The 14,165-nt window shown below is 58.4% G+C and carries 11 protein-coding genes; 3 read left to right on the forward strand and 8 right to left on the reverse strand.

Translation table 11 applies throughout. The annotated features are described in order from the left end of the window. Window positions 1-2,615, forward strand: a 2,615-nt coding sequence (locus VGK48_23600; protein HEY2384170.1) for a pyridine nucleotide-disulfide oxidoreductase, incomplete at its 5' end; no start/stop codon positions are given. A gap of 31 nt (window positions 2,616-2,646) precedes the next feature. On the opposite strand, the gene VGK48_23605 is transcribed toward VGK48_23600, so the two are convergent. Genes VGK48_23605 through msrP form a run of 3 tightly spaced genes read right to left on the reverse strand, consistent with a single transcriptional unit; the run spans window position 2,647 to window position 5,141 of the window. Next, complete coding sequence (locus tag VGK48_23605) at window positions 2,647-3,525, reverse strand: VWA domain-containing protein (GenBank protein HEY2384171.1); 879 nt, start codon at window positions 3,523-3,525, stop codon at window positions 2,647-2,649. Then, window positions 3,526-4,173 (reverse strand): protein-methionine-sulfoxide reductase heme-binding subunit MsrQ, encoded by a 648-nt coding sequence (locus tag VGK48_23610; GenBank protein ID HEY2384172.1) that lies wholly within the window; start codon window positions 4,171-4,173, stop codon window positions 3,526-3,528. A gap of 8 nt (window positions 4,174-4,181) precedes the next feature. Beyond that, window positions 4,182-5,141, reverse strand: coding sequence for a protein-methionine-sulfoxide reductase catalytic subunit MsrP (gene msrP / locus VGK48_23615; protein HEY2384173.1), 960 nt, complete (start codon window positions 5,139-5,141; stop codon window positions 4,182-4,184). Between the two features lie 187 nt (window positions 5,142-5,328). On the opposite strand from msrP, the gene VGK48_23620 reads away from it, so the two are divergent. Continuing rightward, a complete protein-coding gene (locus tag VGK48_23620) occupies window positions 5,329-7,245 on the forward strand; it encodes an ABC transporter ATP-binding protein (GenBank protein ID HEY2384174.1) in 1,917 nt (638 codons plus the stop codon). Beyond that, complete coding sequence (locus tag VGK48_23625) at window positions 7,217-7,516, forward strand: MmcQ/YjbR family DNA-binding protein (protein ID HEY2384175.1); 300 nt, start codon at window positions 7,217-7,219, stop codon at window positions 7,514-7,516. The genes VGK48_23620 and VGK48_23625 overlap by 29 nt, the downstream gene beginning before the upstream one ends. 147 nt (window positions 7,517-7,663) lie before the next feature. Here the strand turns inward: VGK48_23625 and VGK48_23630 are convergent, their stop codons facing one another. From VGK48_23630 to VGK48_23650, 5 genes are all read right to left on the reverse strand, one after another. Further along, window positions 7,664-8,350, reverse strand: coding sequence for a queuosine precursor transporter (locus VGK48_23630; GenBank protein HEY2384176.1), 687 nt, complete (start codon window positions 8,348-8,350; stop codon window positions 7,664-7,666). A 41-nt stretch (window positions 8,351-8,391) separates the two neighbouring features. Continuing rightward, entirely contained in the window at window positions 8,392-9,510 is a 1,119-nt protein-coding gene (locus VGK48_23635) for a site-2 protease family protein (GenBank protein ID HEY2384177.1), read from the reverse strand. 93 nt (window positions 9,511-9,603) lie between these two features. Continuing rightward, on the reverse strand, window positions 9,604-12,279 hold the full coding sequence (gene acnA / locus VGK48_23640; GenBank protein HEY2384178.1) for an aconitate hydratase AcnA: 2,676 nt from the start codon (window positions 12,277-12,279) through the stop codon (window positions 9,604-9,606). A gap of 23 nt (window positions 12,280-12,302) precedes the next feature. Then, entirely contained in the window at window positions 12,303-13,421 is a 1,119-nt protein-coding gene (locus VGK48_23645; GenBank protein HEY2384179.1) for a VIT1/CCC1 transporter family protein, read from the reverse strand. 72 nt (window positions 13,422-13,493) lie between these two features. Beyond that, on the reverse strand, window positions 13,494-14,165 hold a 672-nt coding region (locus VGK48_23650; protein HEY2384180.1), incomplete at its 5' end, for a hypothetical protein.

Consider the following 14,165-nt stretch of genomic DNA (forward strand, 5'->3'; position numbering starts at 1 on the left):
AAATGCATTACATGCGCAAGAACGGCGACGCGATCGGCGCTCTTGCACTGGTGATGATCAGCAATCCGATGTGCCCGGGGACGGGACATCGCATCTGCAACGACTGCATGAAGGCCTGCATCTATCAGAAGCAGGATCCGGTGAATATTCCGCAGATCGAGACCGCCGTCCTGACGGATACCTTGAAGCTGCCCTGGGGAGTCGAAATCTACGGTCTTCTGACGCGCTGGAATCCCCTGAATATCGCCCGTCCCTTTGCGCTTCCATATAACGGCAAGAATGTTCTCGTGGTGGGATTGGGCCCTGCCGGATACACGCTTTCGCATTTCCTCATCAATGAGGGTTTCGGCGTTGTCGGCGTCGATGGTCTGAAGATCGAGCCGCTGAGCGAAGAACTCGTGGGCACGCCGGAGAAAGCGCCGAAGCCGGTATATTCGTGGTCGGAAGTCTATAAATCACTCGATGAGCGCGTGCTCGAGGGTTTTGGCGGCGTTTCCGAATACGGCATCACCGTCCGCTGGGACAAAAACTTTCTGACTCTGCTTCACCTGACGCTCTCGCGGCGCGACATGCTGCGGATCTACGGCGGTGTGCGTTTCGGCGGAACGCTGACGATCGACGATGCCTGGAAATGGAATTTCCATCACATCGCGGTAGCTGCAGGAGCCGGCCGGCCGACGATCATCGATATCAAAAATAATCTTGCGAACGGCATCCGCAAGGCATCGGACTTCCTGATGGCTCTCCAGCTCACAGGAGCGTTCAAGCGCAGCGCTCTGCCGAACCTTCAAGTCCGCCTGCCCGCGCTCGTGATCGGCGGCGGTCTGACGGCGATCGATACTGCCACGGAGCTGTTTGCGTATTATCCGGTTCAGGTCGAAAAAACCTTGGAGCGGTACGAAAAGATCGTCGCGGCAAACGGCGAATCCGCTGTGCTGGCCTGCTTCAACCCCTATGAGCGAGAAATCCTGAAGGAATCCGTTGAACACGGTGCCGCAGTTCGAGCAGAACGCGCGCGCGCGGCAGCGGCGGGAGAAAAGCCGAATTTCGTTCCGCTGGTGCGGTCGTGGGGCGGCGTATCGATCGCCTATCGAAAGCGCCTCGTGGATTCGCCCGCCTACCGCCTGAATCACGAAGAAGTGATCAAAGCTCTCGAGGAAGGCATTTCGTTCATCGAAAACATCAATCCGGAAGAAGCGGTTGTGGATGAAGGAAACAATCTCACTGCCGTCCGTTTCAAAGCCAAGGACCGGACGGTCGAACTGCCGGCCCGTTCCATGATGGTTGCCGCCGGAACCACGCCGAACATTACCTACGAGAAAGAGCATTCCGGAAGCTTCAAAATGGACTCGAAGAAGAAATTCTTTGCGCCGCATGCCGTCCGCCGAGGCGAGGATGGAAGTTTCAGCCTCGAACCCGCGGCGAACGGCGTCTCCGGCTTCTTCACTTCGTATAATAAAGACGGCCGTTTCATCACATATTACGGCGACAATCATCCGCGGTATGCCGGCAATGTCGTGAAGGCCATGGCCTCGGCGCGAGACGGTTATCCGCATGTCGCGGCGCTTTTCCAGACGGAGCTTGAGGATCTCGATCCGGATAAACAGGACGAACGCGACGCCGAATGGCGGCGGCTGACCGCCGAACTGGACAGCGAGTTCGTGGCGCGGGTTTCCGAAGTTCGCCGGCTCACGTCGACGATCGTCGAGGTCATCGTGCATGCGCCTGCCGCGGCCCGGAGATTCCAGCCCGGCCAGTTCTATCGCCTGCAGAATTTCGAGACACATGCCCGGCGGGTCAACGGTACAAAGCTGCTGATGGAAGGCATTGCCCTCACCGGCGCCTGGGTCGACCGCGAGAAAGGCCTTTTGTCATTGATTGCGCTTGAACTCGGGGTCTCGTCGCGGCTCTGCGCTCATCTGCAGCCGGGCGAACCGGTTGTCGTGATGGGGCCGACGGGTACGCCGACCGAAATCGAGCCCAATGAGAGTGTGCTGCTGGCCGGTGGCGGTCTGGGCAACGCCGTTCTGTTCTCGATCGCGAAAGCGATGCGGGAGAAGGGAAACCGCGTTATCTACTTTGCCGGATACAAGAAGGGCGAAGATCTTTTCAAACGCGAAGAAATTGAGGCCGCAACCGATCAGGTGATCTGGAGCACGGACACCGGCGCCGCCATCGAGCCCGGCAGGCCGCAGGACCGGCACTTCCGCGGAAACATCGTTCAATCTATGCTGACCTACGGGCAGGGTGAACTCGGGCCGCAACTGGTTCCGCTGTCGCAGGTAAATCGCATCATCGCGATCGGATCGGACCGGATGATGGCGGCCGTGAAGGATGCGCGCCACGGTGTCCTTCAGCCCCTGCTGCAGCCGAACCATGTGGCGATCGCCAGCATCAACTCGCCGATGCAATGCATGATGAAGGAAGTCTGCGCCCAGTGCCTGCAGCGGCACGTCGATCCTGCCACCGGCAAGGAAACGATCATTTTTTCGTGCCTGAATCAGGATCAGCCCATGGACCACGTTGACTTCAAGAATCTGGCGACGCGGCTGAAGCAGAATACCGTCCAGGAAAAGCTCAGCAACATGTGGCTGGATCACCTGCTGAAGATGTAAGGCTCTGGTGCCGGGGGAGAGTTCGTCCGGCCTACTTCGGAGCTTCGCCGCTGACGTAGCCGGGCCGGGCCCGGACGTCGAGCATCTTCCCCCGCTTATTCTTGGCGACGATTTTGACCTTCCGGAACGTGCCATCCTTCGCCTGATTGCTCGACATGTACCCGATCGTATATTGGCCGCGGATGGCGCCCGCGATCCGCGGCCAGATCGCGCGCATTTCGGTCAGGCTGGAGGGAAAGTACGACTCGCCTCCCGTGACCTTCGCAATTTTCTTGAGCACTCCGGGATTCCGGTCTTTCTGGAACGGATCGTAAATGCCGATGGAATAGATGGTGGCGCTGGATTGTTCCGCCATCTTCAGGGCATCGTCCTGCCGGATATGACTCGAGTTGTCTCCACCGTCGCTCAGGATAACCAGGGCTTTCCGCTGGCGAGCGCCGTCTTTCAGATGATTCAGCGCCAGTTCCATCGCATCGTAGAGCGCCGTGGTGCCTTCGGAGCGCGTTTCGGTAAGCGTTGCCCGGAGGAGAGAGCGATCGCTGGTGAAGGACGTTCCGGTTGGGAGAGCCAGCCATGCCCTGCGGTTGAAGTCGACGATGAACATCTCGTCGTCCGGGTGACTGGCGTCGATAAAAGCGAGAGCGGCCTCGACGACATCCCTCCGTTTATTCGTCATGCTGCCGCTGTTATCGATCAACAGCCCGACCGTCGCCGGCGTATCTTCGGGCTGGAAAATCTTGATCTTCTCCTCGCGTCCGTCTTCGAAGATTTTGAAACTGTCGGCTGTCAGGCCGGTCACCGGCTTGCCATCGTTTCCCAGGACAGTGATGTTGAAGACGGCGAGATCGACGTCCACCGAGATCGTGAACTGAAAGAGAAGGAATGCGGAAAGCACCGCCCTGAGGAGCATCTATACCCCGACTGTCGTCGCGGGCTTCAGCCCGCGCTCTCGAAGCGCATGCACCCCCCGGAATGCCAGCAGGACCGCCAGCAATACGGCATAGGCCAGAGGCTCCCGGATATCCGATTTCACATAAAAATAGTAATGAAGCACGCCGGCGGCGCCGGCGAAGTAAATCAGCCGGTGAAGGAGCTGCCACCGCTTGCCGCCCAGTCTTTTAATCCACTTCCTGGTTGAGGTGACGGCGAGTGGAAGCATCAGAAAGAAACTCGCCATTCCCGAGGCAATGAACGGCCGCCGGATCACGTCTTTGACGATCTCGCTCATGATGAATGATTCGTCGAGCCAGAGATAGATGGCGAGATGGACCGTGCCCTGGAAGAACGCGAATAGCCCCATCAGCCGCCTCATACGGATCAGACTGTTCCATCCCGTCAGCCGGCGAAGCGGCGTGATGGCAAGGGTGATCATCAGAAAGCGGAGCGTCCAGATTCCTGTGACTTCGCGGACAACTTTGATGGGATCGCCGAAGACTCCCGGATCCTGGCCTTGATATGCAAGCCAGAGGACCCGGATCGTCCACGCTGTTGGCAGAAGACAGGCAACGAATACAACCGGCTTAATAATCCACCAGCGGTTGGGCTTCTTCCGCGCCATCTGGGCCGTCAGTAGTTCTTACGGAGGTCCATTCCGGAATACATGGACGCGACCTGGTCGCTGTATCCGTTGAACATCAACGTGGCTCTCTTGAAGAATTCGCCGATCCGCTGTTCCTTCCCCTGGCTCCACCGGGGATGATCGACGCCTGGATTCACGTTCGCGTAAAAGCCGTACTCGTTTGCAGCCTGCTGTTGCCAGGTGTTGACCGGCTGCTTGTCGGTGAAGCGGATACTCACAATCGCCTTGATGCCTTTGAAGCCGTACTTCCAGGGCGTGACCAGACGGAGCGGCGCGCCGTTCTGGCTCGGCAGCGGCTTTCCGTAAAGACCGGTTGCGAAAAGGGCCAGCGGGTTCATGGCCTCATCCATTCGAAGGCCTTCGATGTACGGCCAATCGAGAACTTTCAGGAAGGACCGGCGCTGTTCCGGGAACTGGTTCCCGTCAACCAGCGTCTTGAATTCCACGAATTTTGCCGACGGTAGAGGTTGCAGTTTCTTGATCAGATCCGCCAAAGGAACGCCTTGCCACGGGATCACCATGGACCATGCTTCGACGCATCTCATCCGGTAGACCCGGTCCTCCACGGTTGTTCCTTTAAGCAGGTCATCTAAATTATATGTGGCGGGCTTTTGCACCAGCCCTTCGACCTTGACACTCCACGGTCTCGGTTTGAAATTCTTAGAGTTCCGGGCAGGGTCATCTTTGCCGGTTCCGAATTCGTAGTAGTTGTTGAAGTTCGTCACGTCCTGGAGAGGTGTGAGCTTCTCATCTGTGTCGTATTTGCCCTTGGCTACCGGTCCGGCGGCGGCCCCAACAACGCCGGGAGCGCACGCCGAGGCAATGGTTCCGGCCGCAGCAACTCCCAGAACCGCGGAAGCCGTCTTAATGAAGTCCCGCCGGTTGTGGTACAGGTTTTCGGATGTGATTTCCGATGAAGGAATATTGCATGCGCGCTTGATAAGCATATTAGATCCTCCAATGATCTTACGAAGCAGCCTGAGGCATTGGACTGTATACGCCAGAATTGTAGCAAATGAACCCGGCCGCGGCTACGGTAGGATATAGACCAATGAGCGGAGCGAATGCAAGCCCGACAGGGCGCAGCCATTAACAACATGAGCGGAGCGAATGCAAGCCCGACAGGGCGCAGCCATGAATAGAATGCCTCCACGTTACCGGGAAGAACACCCGAAGAAGCCATTGAAGGCTGCCAATGTCTATCGCGACTTGCGCGACCTGATCTGGCCCCGGCGCCGGCTGTTTGCGCTCGGACTGGTCCTGGTCTTTATTAACCGGGTGGCGAGCCTGGTATTGCCGGGGTCAACCAAATATCTGATGGACAATGTGGTAGGGCAAAGGCGGGAAGACCTTCTTTATCCGATAGTTGGAGCCGTTGCTCTGGCGATTGCGATTCAGGCGGTAACCTCATTTGCGCTGACTCAGATTCTGAGCACTTCGGCTCAGAGGCTGATCGCAGACATGCGGATCAATGTTCAAAAGCACATCGGGCGGCTGCCGGTCCGCTACTACGATGCGAACAAGACGGGAGCGCTCGTTTCCCGGATCATGTCGGACGTGGAGGGGGTCCGGAATCTCGTCGGCACCGGACTCGTGGAGTTTATCGGCGGGATCTTCACGGCCGTGATTGCGTTTGGGTTGCTTTTGAGAATCAGCCCGATGTTGACGTTCGTGGGTATCGGTTTCATGGCGTTTTTCAGCGTGATCCTGCGGACAGCGTTCAAGTCCATCCGGCCAATCTTCCGGGAAAGAGGGAAAATCAACGCCGAGGTCACGGGGCGTCTGACCGAATCGCTCGGGGGAGTTCGAGTCGTGAAGGGCTTTCACGCCGAGGAACGTGAAGCGGCGGTATTCGAGGGCGGCGCGTTGCGGCTGTTCGAGAATACCCAGCAGACACTTTTTGCGAGTTCGGCGATCAGCCTGATATCGACGGTGCTGATGGGCGCTGTCAGCATTACGGTCATGGTGCTTGGCGGCAAGATGATTCTGCGGCATCAGTTGACCATCGGTGATTTCTTCGCATTCACACTGTACATGGGGTTTATGGTGGCGCCCGTTTTCCAGATGGTCAACATCGGCACCCAGATCACCGAGGCTTTCGCCGGCCTCGATCGCATGCACGAAGTGATGGCGGAAGAACCGGAACACATCGATCCTCAGAGGACCGTCTCGATCGGCCGGGTTGCCGGGACGCTCCGTTTCGACGACGTCTCCTTCGAGTACGAGGCCGGCAAGCCCGTTTTACACGGCGTGTCCTTCGATGCGATTCCCGGAACGGTTACCGCGCTGGTCGGTTCATCCGGATCCGGCAAGAGCACAATGATCGGTCTGGTGGCGGCATTCGCAAAGCCCGCTTCCGGCCGCGTCCTGGTGGACGGCCTCGATTTATCGACGGTCCGGCTTGAATCGTACCGGTCTCAGCTGGGCGTCGTCCTTCAGGACAACTTTCTGTTCGACGGGACGATCAAAGAAAACGTCCTTTTCGGCCGCCCCACCGCCTCCGACGAAGAAGTCCTGCGCGCTACGGTGATTGCGCGCGTGGATGAGTTTGTACTCAAGCTGGATAAAGGTCTGGACACCGTCGTCGGCGAGCGCGGCGTCAAGTTGTCCGGCGGCCAGCGCCAGCGCGTGGCGATCGCGCGCGCGATTCTGGCGGACCCGCGCATTCTGATCCTCGATGAAGCGACCTCCAGCCTCGACACCGAGAGTGAAGCCCTGATCCAGGAAGGCCTGGCCGCACTAATGGCCGGGCGTACGACCTTTGTAATTGCACATCGCTTGAGTACTATTCGTAACGCCGATCAGATTCTGGTCCTCGAACACGGTAGGATTGTCGAACGGGGAACGCACCAGCAGTTGCTCGCCCAGGGCGGACGATATTTCGATCTCTATACACGTCAGGCGGGCCTCGAAGCCAACCGCTTCATTAATCCGGGCGAAAAAGCGCCCGAAACCGATGTCGAAAGCCGCCCCGAGCGAAAAAACGGAAGCGAAGGTGTTGGCGGAGTTGCGCGAGATCTGCTTGGCTTTACCCGAGGTTCAAGAAGTTAAAACCTGGGGCCATCCGACGTTTAAAGCGGGTACGAAGACCTTTGCCGTCCTGGAGCGCTACAACGGCCACCTGTGCATTTGCTTCAAAGCCACATTGCCCCTGCAGCAACTCCTGATCGAAGACCCGCGTTTCTTCATGACGCCCTACATCGGAAAGCAGGGCTGGGTTTCCCTGATTGCGGATCGCCCGCCGAATTGGAAGGAGGTCAGGCAATTGATTAAGGAGAGTTACGGCCTTGTAGTCACAAAGCCGAAGAAAAAGAGAATCTGAATTCCCCGCCTTTGCAAGGCGGAGTGCCTGAGCGATCAAATCGTTAGAACGCTCGGGCGGGGCGGTTATCAACCGCGCAGCGCACCTTATTTTGTTGAAGTTACTAACCGCCCCGCCTTGGAAAGGCGGGGAATGTATATCCGAAGTTCAGACTTCGAGGGAAAACGGTGTGAAGTCCGTATCGTAGTCATAGAAGTCTTCCTGCTCCTCGCGCTTGAGGAATCCGACCACTTGATATGTTACCGGTGTGACGATGGTCTCCCAGACGACTTTGATGATGTAGTTGCTGATCATCACCGTCACCACGAGCCGGGTTTCCCAGACACCGAGAAATGCCAGGGGATAAAACACGATGGAGTCGACGCCCTCGCCGACGATCGTTGACCCGATGGTGCGGGTCCAGAGATAACGACCGCTCGTGAAGATCTTCATTTTGGCGAGAACGAAGGAGTTTGCGAATTCGCCGGCGAAGAATGCGGCCAGCGACGCAAATACGATCCGGGGCGTCTGTCCGAAAACACTCTCATAGGCCTTCTGATCGTTCCAGCCCACGGCCGGCGGCAGCGACACAATGACCCAACTCATGAATGACGCGAAAATGATCGCGCCAAAACCCGCCCACACCACTTTGCGGGCGCGGGCGTAGCCGTAAACCTCGGTGAGAATATCGCCGAAGATGTAGCTGATCGGAAAGAACAGCACACCGGCGCCGAAGGTGAACCCCCAGACCGTGCAGACTTTAGCGGCACCAATGACATTCGAGCAGAGCAGGATCGTGACGAACGATGCCATCACCAGATCGTAATATTTGAACCGTCGACGTACTTCAGGCATTGGGACATCGTAGCCGATTTCGACGCGGAGATTAGCCAAAATCAGGCGGCGATTTCCCGTTTCAGCGAGACCAGCTTAATGAGATCGGAACGCGTCAGAAAGCCCATCAGCGCGCCCTTGCGCACGATCGGCGCCCGGCTGCAATTCTGCGTCATGAGAAGACGGAGCGAGTCGGTGGCATCCATATCGGGATCAAGGATGCAGTAGGTCGCCGGATCCGAAAGGAACGCGCCGATCTTGGTTGCCGGCCAGTCGTTTGGCGGAACGGCTTTGATGGACCGGACGTCGATCATGCCGACGAACCGGCCGAGTTCCAAAACCGGAAAAACACGGTAGTGGTAGTGGAAGACGAAGTTGTTGATGAATTCCGAAATCGTCATCGAGGTGTCGACGGCGATCGGCGGCGCCATGATTTCGCTGATCTTCATGTCTTGCAGACCGAATCGCAGCTCGAACGACCGATACTCGGTTTCCGCCGAGTTCTTCAGGAACAGGCCGACCAGGATCAGCCAGATGCCGGGGATAATGTGCGTTGCGAGCACCGACAACAGGCCAAGCCCCATCAGCGTCATCGCGAAAATTTCGCCAACCCGCGATGCGGTTTTTGTCGCCTGGCGCAGATTGCCGCTGCGGTGCCACAGATATGACCTCAAAACCCTCCCGCCGTCCAATGGAAATCCCGGGATGAGATTGAACCCGGCCAGGAGAAAATTGACGTAGTAGAGATACCGGATCATCTCGATCGCGATGCGGTCCAGCGAGCCTCTCGCAACTGCAACGATGGCGGCAAACAGCACGCCCAGCCCGAGGCTGGACAGGGGGCCGGCGATCGTCGTCAGGAATTCCGCCATCGGACTGTTCGAATGATTCTGGGCCATCTCCGAGACGCCGCCGAAGATGAATAAAGTGATCTGCCGCACCGGCGTGCCCAGTCTGCGCGCAACCAGGCAATGACTCAATTCATGCAGCAGGACGCAGGCAAAAAGCGCCAGCGAGCTGACGGTACCGGCAACCCAATAAGAGTACGACGGGTAATCCGGCACCTGCAGGGGAAAGTAACCGTATGAAAGGGTCCAGGCAAACAGCAGAAACGCGATAAACCATGACTGGTCAATGCGAATGCGTATCCCACCAATCGAGAAGGCGTTTATCGCCGGCACGTACCCTCCACTGGGACTCAAGCACGGGAGTGGCCACAAAATTCAGCCGCAGATGACGCGGATGAGCATCTGCGTCATCCGCGTCATCTGCGGCTAAACCAGCTGCCGCAGGACGTACTGCAGAATCCCGCCGTGCTGGTAGTAGTGGATCTCATACGGCGTATCGATGCGGGTGACCGCCTGGAACGCTTTCTCTTTGCCGTCCGCGCCGTGCGCTCGAAGCGTGACCAGCATCCCGGGTTTGATACCCCCGGCAATGCCGTCGATGTCGAAGGTTTCGAATCCCGTCAACCCGAGGCTGTCGGCGGTCTCGCCATCCTTGAATTGAAGAGGAAGAATACCCATTCCTACGAGATTGCTGCGGTGGATGCGCTCGAAGCTTTCGGCCAGCACCGCCTGGACGCCGAGAAGACGCGGGCCTTTGGCCGCCCAGTCGCGTGAAGAACCCGAGCCGTATTCCTTGCCCGCGATGACAATCAACGGTATGCCTTCCTTTTCGTACTCCATCGCGGCGTCATAGATCGTTGTCTGGGTGTTGTCCGGCAGATGGACGGTCCAACCGCCTTCGGTTCCGGGAGCCATTTGATTTCGCAGCCGGATATTGGCGAACGTCCCGCGCATCATTACTTCATGATTGCCTCGGCGGGAGCCGTAGGAATTGAAATCCTTCGGAGGCACGCCATTGGCAATCAGATACTTTCCGGCCGGACTGTCCGTCTGGATGGAGCCGGCCGGTGAAATGTGGTCGGTCGTAACGGAATCCCCGAGGACGGCGAGAACGCGCGCGCCGCGAATGTCCTTCACAGGAGGCGCCTGCCGCGGCATGTTGTCGAAGTATGGAGGCTTCTTGACATATGTCGATGCGGGGTCCCACTGGAAGAGCTCTCCTGCAGGGGCTTGTACGCCTTTCCATCGATCATCGCCTTGCAGCGACTCTTCGTACGCCGTTCTGAACATCTCCGCTTTGACGGAAGAACTGACGGCGTTCATGACCTCTTTTTGCGTCGGCCAGACATCGCGCAGGTACACCGGATGCCCCTTCGTGTCGATACCGAGCGGCTCCGAGTGAAGGTCGATGTCCATTCGGCCTGCCAGCGCGTAGGCAACGACGAGCGGAGGCGAAGCCAGGTAGTTCGCGCGAACCAGCGGATTGATCCGGCCTTCGAAATTGCGGTTTCCGCTCAACACTGCAGCGACGACGAGGCCGTTATCCTTGACGATGGATGCCACCGGCTCCGGCAGCGGACCGCTGTTTCCGATACACGTCGTGCAACCATAACCGACAAGATGAAACCGCAGGCTTTCGAGATACGGCATCAGGCCCGTGTCCTTCAGATAATCCGACACGACGCGTGAGCCGGGAGCAAGGCTCGTTTTCACCCATGGCTTGACATGCAGACCGCGCTCAACGGCCTTCTTGGCGAGCAGTCCGGCGGCGATCATGACCGAGGGATTCGATGTGTTCGTGCAGCTGGTGATCGCGGCAATCACGACGGAACCGTGGCCGACGTCATACTTTTCGCCGTCATCCACCACTTCAACCGTCGTGACCTTCTTTGTCTGTTTGGAAAGCAACGCCGGCAGCGCCTGCTCGAATGCCTGCTTGGATTTTGAGAGCGGAACGCGATCCTGCGGCCGGCTTGGTCCGGCGAGACTTGGCTCAACCGTCGAGAGGTCGAGCTCCAATGTGTCGCTGAAGATGGGATCCGCCGTCGATGCCGTCCTGAAGAGGCCTTGTGCTTTCGCATACGCCTCGACAAGATTCACATGTTCGGGATCGCGGCCGCTCAAGCGCAGGTAGTTGAGGGTTTCCGCATCGATGGGAAAGAACCCGATCGTGGCGCCATATTCCGGCGCCATATTCGCGATCGTTGCCCGGTCCGCGAGGCTCAGGCTTGAAAGGCCGGGACCATAAAACTCCACAAACTTTCCGACCACACCCTTCGCCCGCAGCATCTGCGTGACGGTCAACACGGCGTCGGTGGCGGTTGCGCCTTCCGGCATTTCGCCATGCAATTTGAATCCGACGACCAGCGGGATCAGCATGGACAATGGCTGTCCCAGCATCGCGCCTTCGGCTTCGATTCCTCCGACACCCCAGCCCACGACACCCAGGCCGTTGATCATCGTGGTGTGAGAATCCGTGCCGACCAGCGTGTCGGGATACGCCACCTTTCTGCCGTTCTTCTGATCGACGAAAACCGCCTTCGCGATGTATTCGAGATTGACCTGGTGAACGATGCCGACATCCGGCGGGACGACGCTGCAGTTCTGGAACGCCTTCTGTCCCCACTTCAGGAAGACATAGCGCTCGCGGTTCCGTTCCAGTTCGCGATCCGCGTTGAAAGAAAAGGCTGAAGGCGTTCCGAATTGGTCGACCTGCACGGAATGGTCGATGACGAGGTCGACCTGTTGAAGTGGATTGATCTTCTTCGGATCGCCGCCAAGCCGTTTAATCTCGTCGCGCATCGTCGCAAGGTCGACGATCGCAGGCACACCCGTGAAGTCCTGCATCAGCACGCGGGCCGGCCGGAAGGCGATTTCCTTTCCGGATTGCTTTGCCGTTGCGCCCTCGGCTACAGCGCGGATGTCGCCGGCGGTAACGGTCACGCCATCTTCGAACCGCAGCAGGTTTTCAAGCATGACCCGCGATGAGAACGGCAGCTTGGATACGGCGCCCACCCCGGCCTGTTCGGCCTTTTCGAGAGAGAAGTAATCGAATTCCGATTGGCCCGCCTTCAGTATGGATTGCGAATTAAATGAATTCATAAACCTGAAATTCTAACACGCGCTTATCTGCCGGCGGACACTCCAAGCGTGTGGCCGATCAGGAATGTCGCGCCCGCGGCAAGCGCGCCGATACCGAGCATGCGGAAACCGCTGAAGAAAAGGTTGCGGCCGGTGAACACCGAAATGAGTCCGCCGATGATGAAGAGCGATACGGCGCAGACCACGGCGCTGGCGATGAACGCGGTACTGCCGGCCGCGACAAAATACGGTATTACCGGAATGGCCGCGCCCACACCGAACGAGATGAACGAACTCGCGGCTGCCAGCCACGGCGAACCCAATGCGGCCGGGTCCAGGCCAAGCTCTTCACGCGCCAGCGTGTCGATCGCCGTCTGCGGGTTGGAAAGAATCTTCGCCGCGAGTTCTTCGGCCTGTCCGATCGGAATGCCTTTTGCCTGGTAGATGAGCGATAGTTCCTCCAGCTCCTCTTCGGGAGACATCTCCAGTTCTTCCCGTTCGATTGCGATCTGTTGCTCGTACAATTCCCGCTGAGATTGGACCGAAACGTATTCGCCTGCGGCCATCGACGAGGCGCCCGCGAGAATTCCCGCGACGCCGGCAAGCAGGACAAAGCGCGGTCCCGCATTGGCGCCGGCAATGCCCATCACCAGACTGAAATTGGAGAGCAGCCCGTCGTTCGCGCCGAACACCGCGGCACGCAGACTCCCGCCATAGGTCGTGCGATGCCAGCCTTCCAGATCCAGGATTGTTTCCGGCCTGTTCTGGCCGTGGTATTGCATCGCCCGTAGCGTGCGCATGTGACCGCGTTCTTCAGCGGGCAGCCCTGCCGCCTCCGTCTGGCCCCGATAGACGTCCTGATCGCGCGATTCGAATCCTGTCACCACGGGAAGGATGTGTTGGGTTCCAAAACGGCGGGACAGCCAGCCCAGCAATTGCACACGCCAGCCGGCCGAATAGAGAGGAACCGGCGCTCCGTTGTTCTTCAACAGCCGTGCCCATCGAGCGGCGTGCTTCTCTTCGGCCTGGGCCAGCTTCTCGAATATCTCGCCGCGGGCCGGATCCTTTTCGGCCTTTGCCAGCGCCCGATAAAGGGCAATCCCATCCTGCTCGCGCAGGAAGTTATCCGCATAACGCCGGAGATCATCTTTCGATGGCTGCACAAAGCTACTCTAACGCGCAATCCGGATCGGTTGCGCGAGAAAGATCCGGCGGCGCTGCCGGATTGATCGTTATCAAATCGCCAGTTTGACGCGGCGATTCAACTCCGCGTCCGGGGCTGACAGTTCGAGACTATTCGGCAGAGGGATTTGATCCAGCCCGTACTGCCGGCGCCGGAATTCGCGGTAGTCTTCGGCAGAATCCAGCCGAACGCGGCTGACGCCGCCGGACATGGGATGCATCTTCTGCCACGCGGAGAAGCGGGAAAACAAGGGGTGGCATACATAAGGCACCAGCCCGCCCAGCGAGTTCGCACTAAGGCCGCGGCCTGCTGTTTTCAGGATGTGACCGGCGGAATAGAACTTGCGGTAGCACGAAAAGAGAAGTTCCTGCAGCTCACTCGCGCTGAAAGCGGGGTGGCTCCAGGTCGGTGTAGTGCCGTCAAACCGATCGAGGTTCCGCTCCGTAATTTTTCCCGAAGCGAGAAATTCGTCGTACTGCTCGGTTCCTGGAATCGGAGCGAGAATGTAAAACGATGCGACGTCGGGCTCCAGGCCGATGAGCACGTCCATGTGCTCGCGAACGCTTTGAGCGGTGTCTTCCGGAAAGCCGATGATGTTGGAGAAATGGCAGACGATGCTGTGCTTCGTGCACAGTTTCACGATCTCGCTGTAGGTCGAAGGGTAATTCTGCGTCTTGTGCGCGGCCAGCAGTGTTTTCCGGCTGAAGGATTCGACGCCGACGAA

It is taken from the genome of Terriglobia bacterium (assembly GCA_036496425.1).
Classification (GTDB): Bacteria; Acidobacteriota; Terriglobia; order 20CM-2-55-15; family 20CM-2-55-15; genus 20CM-2-55-15.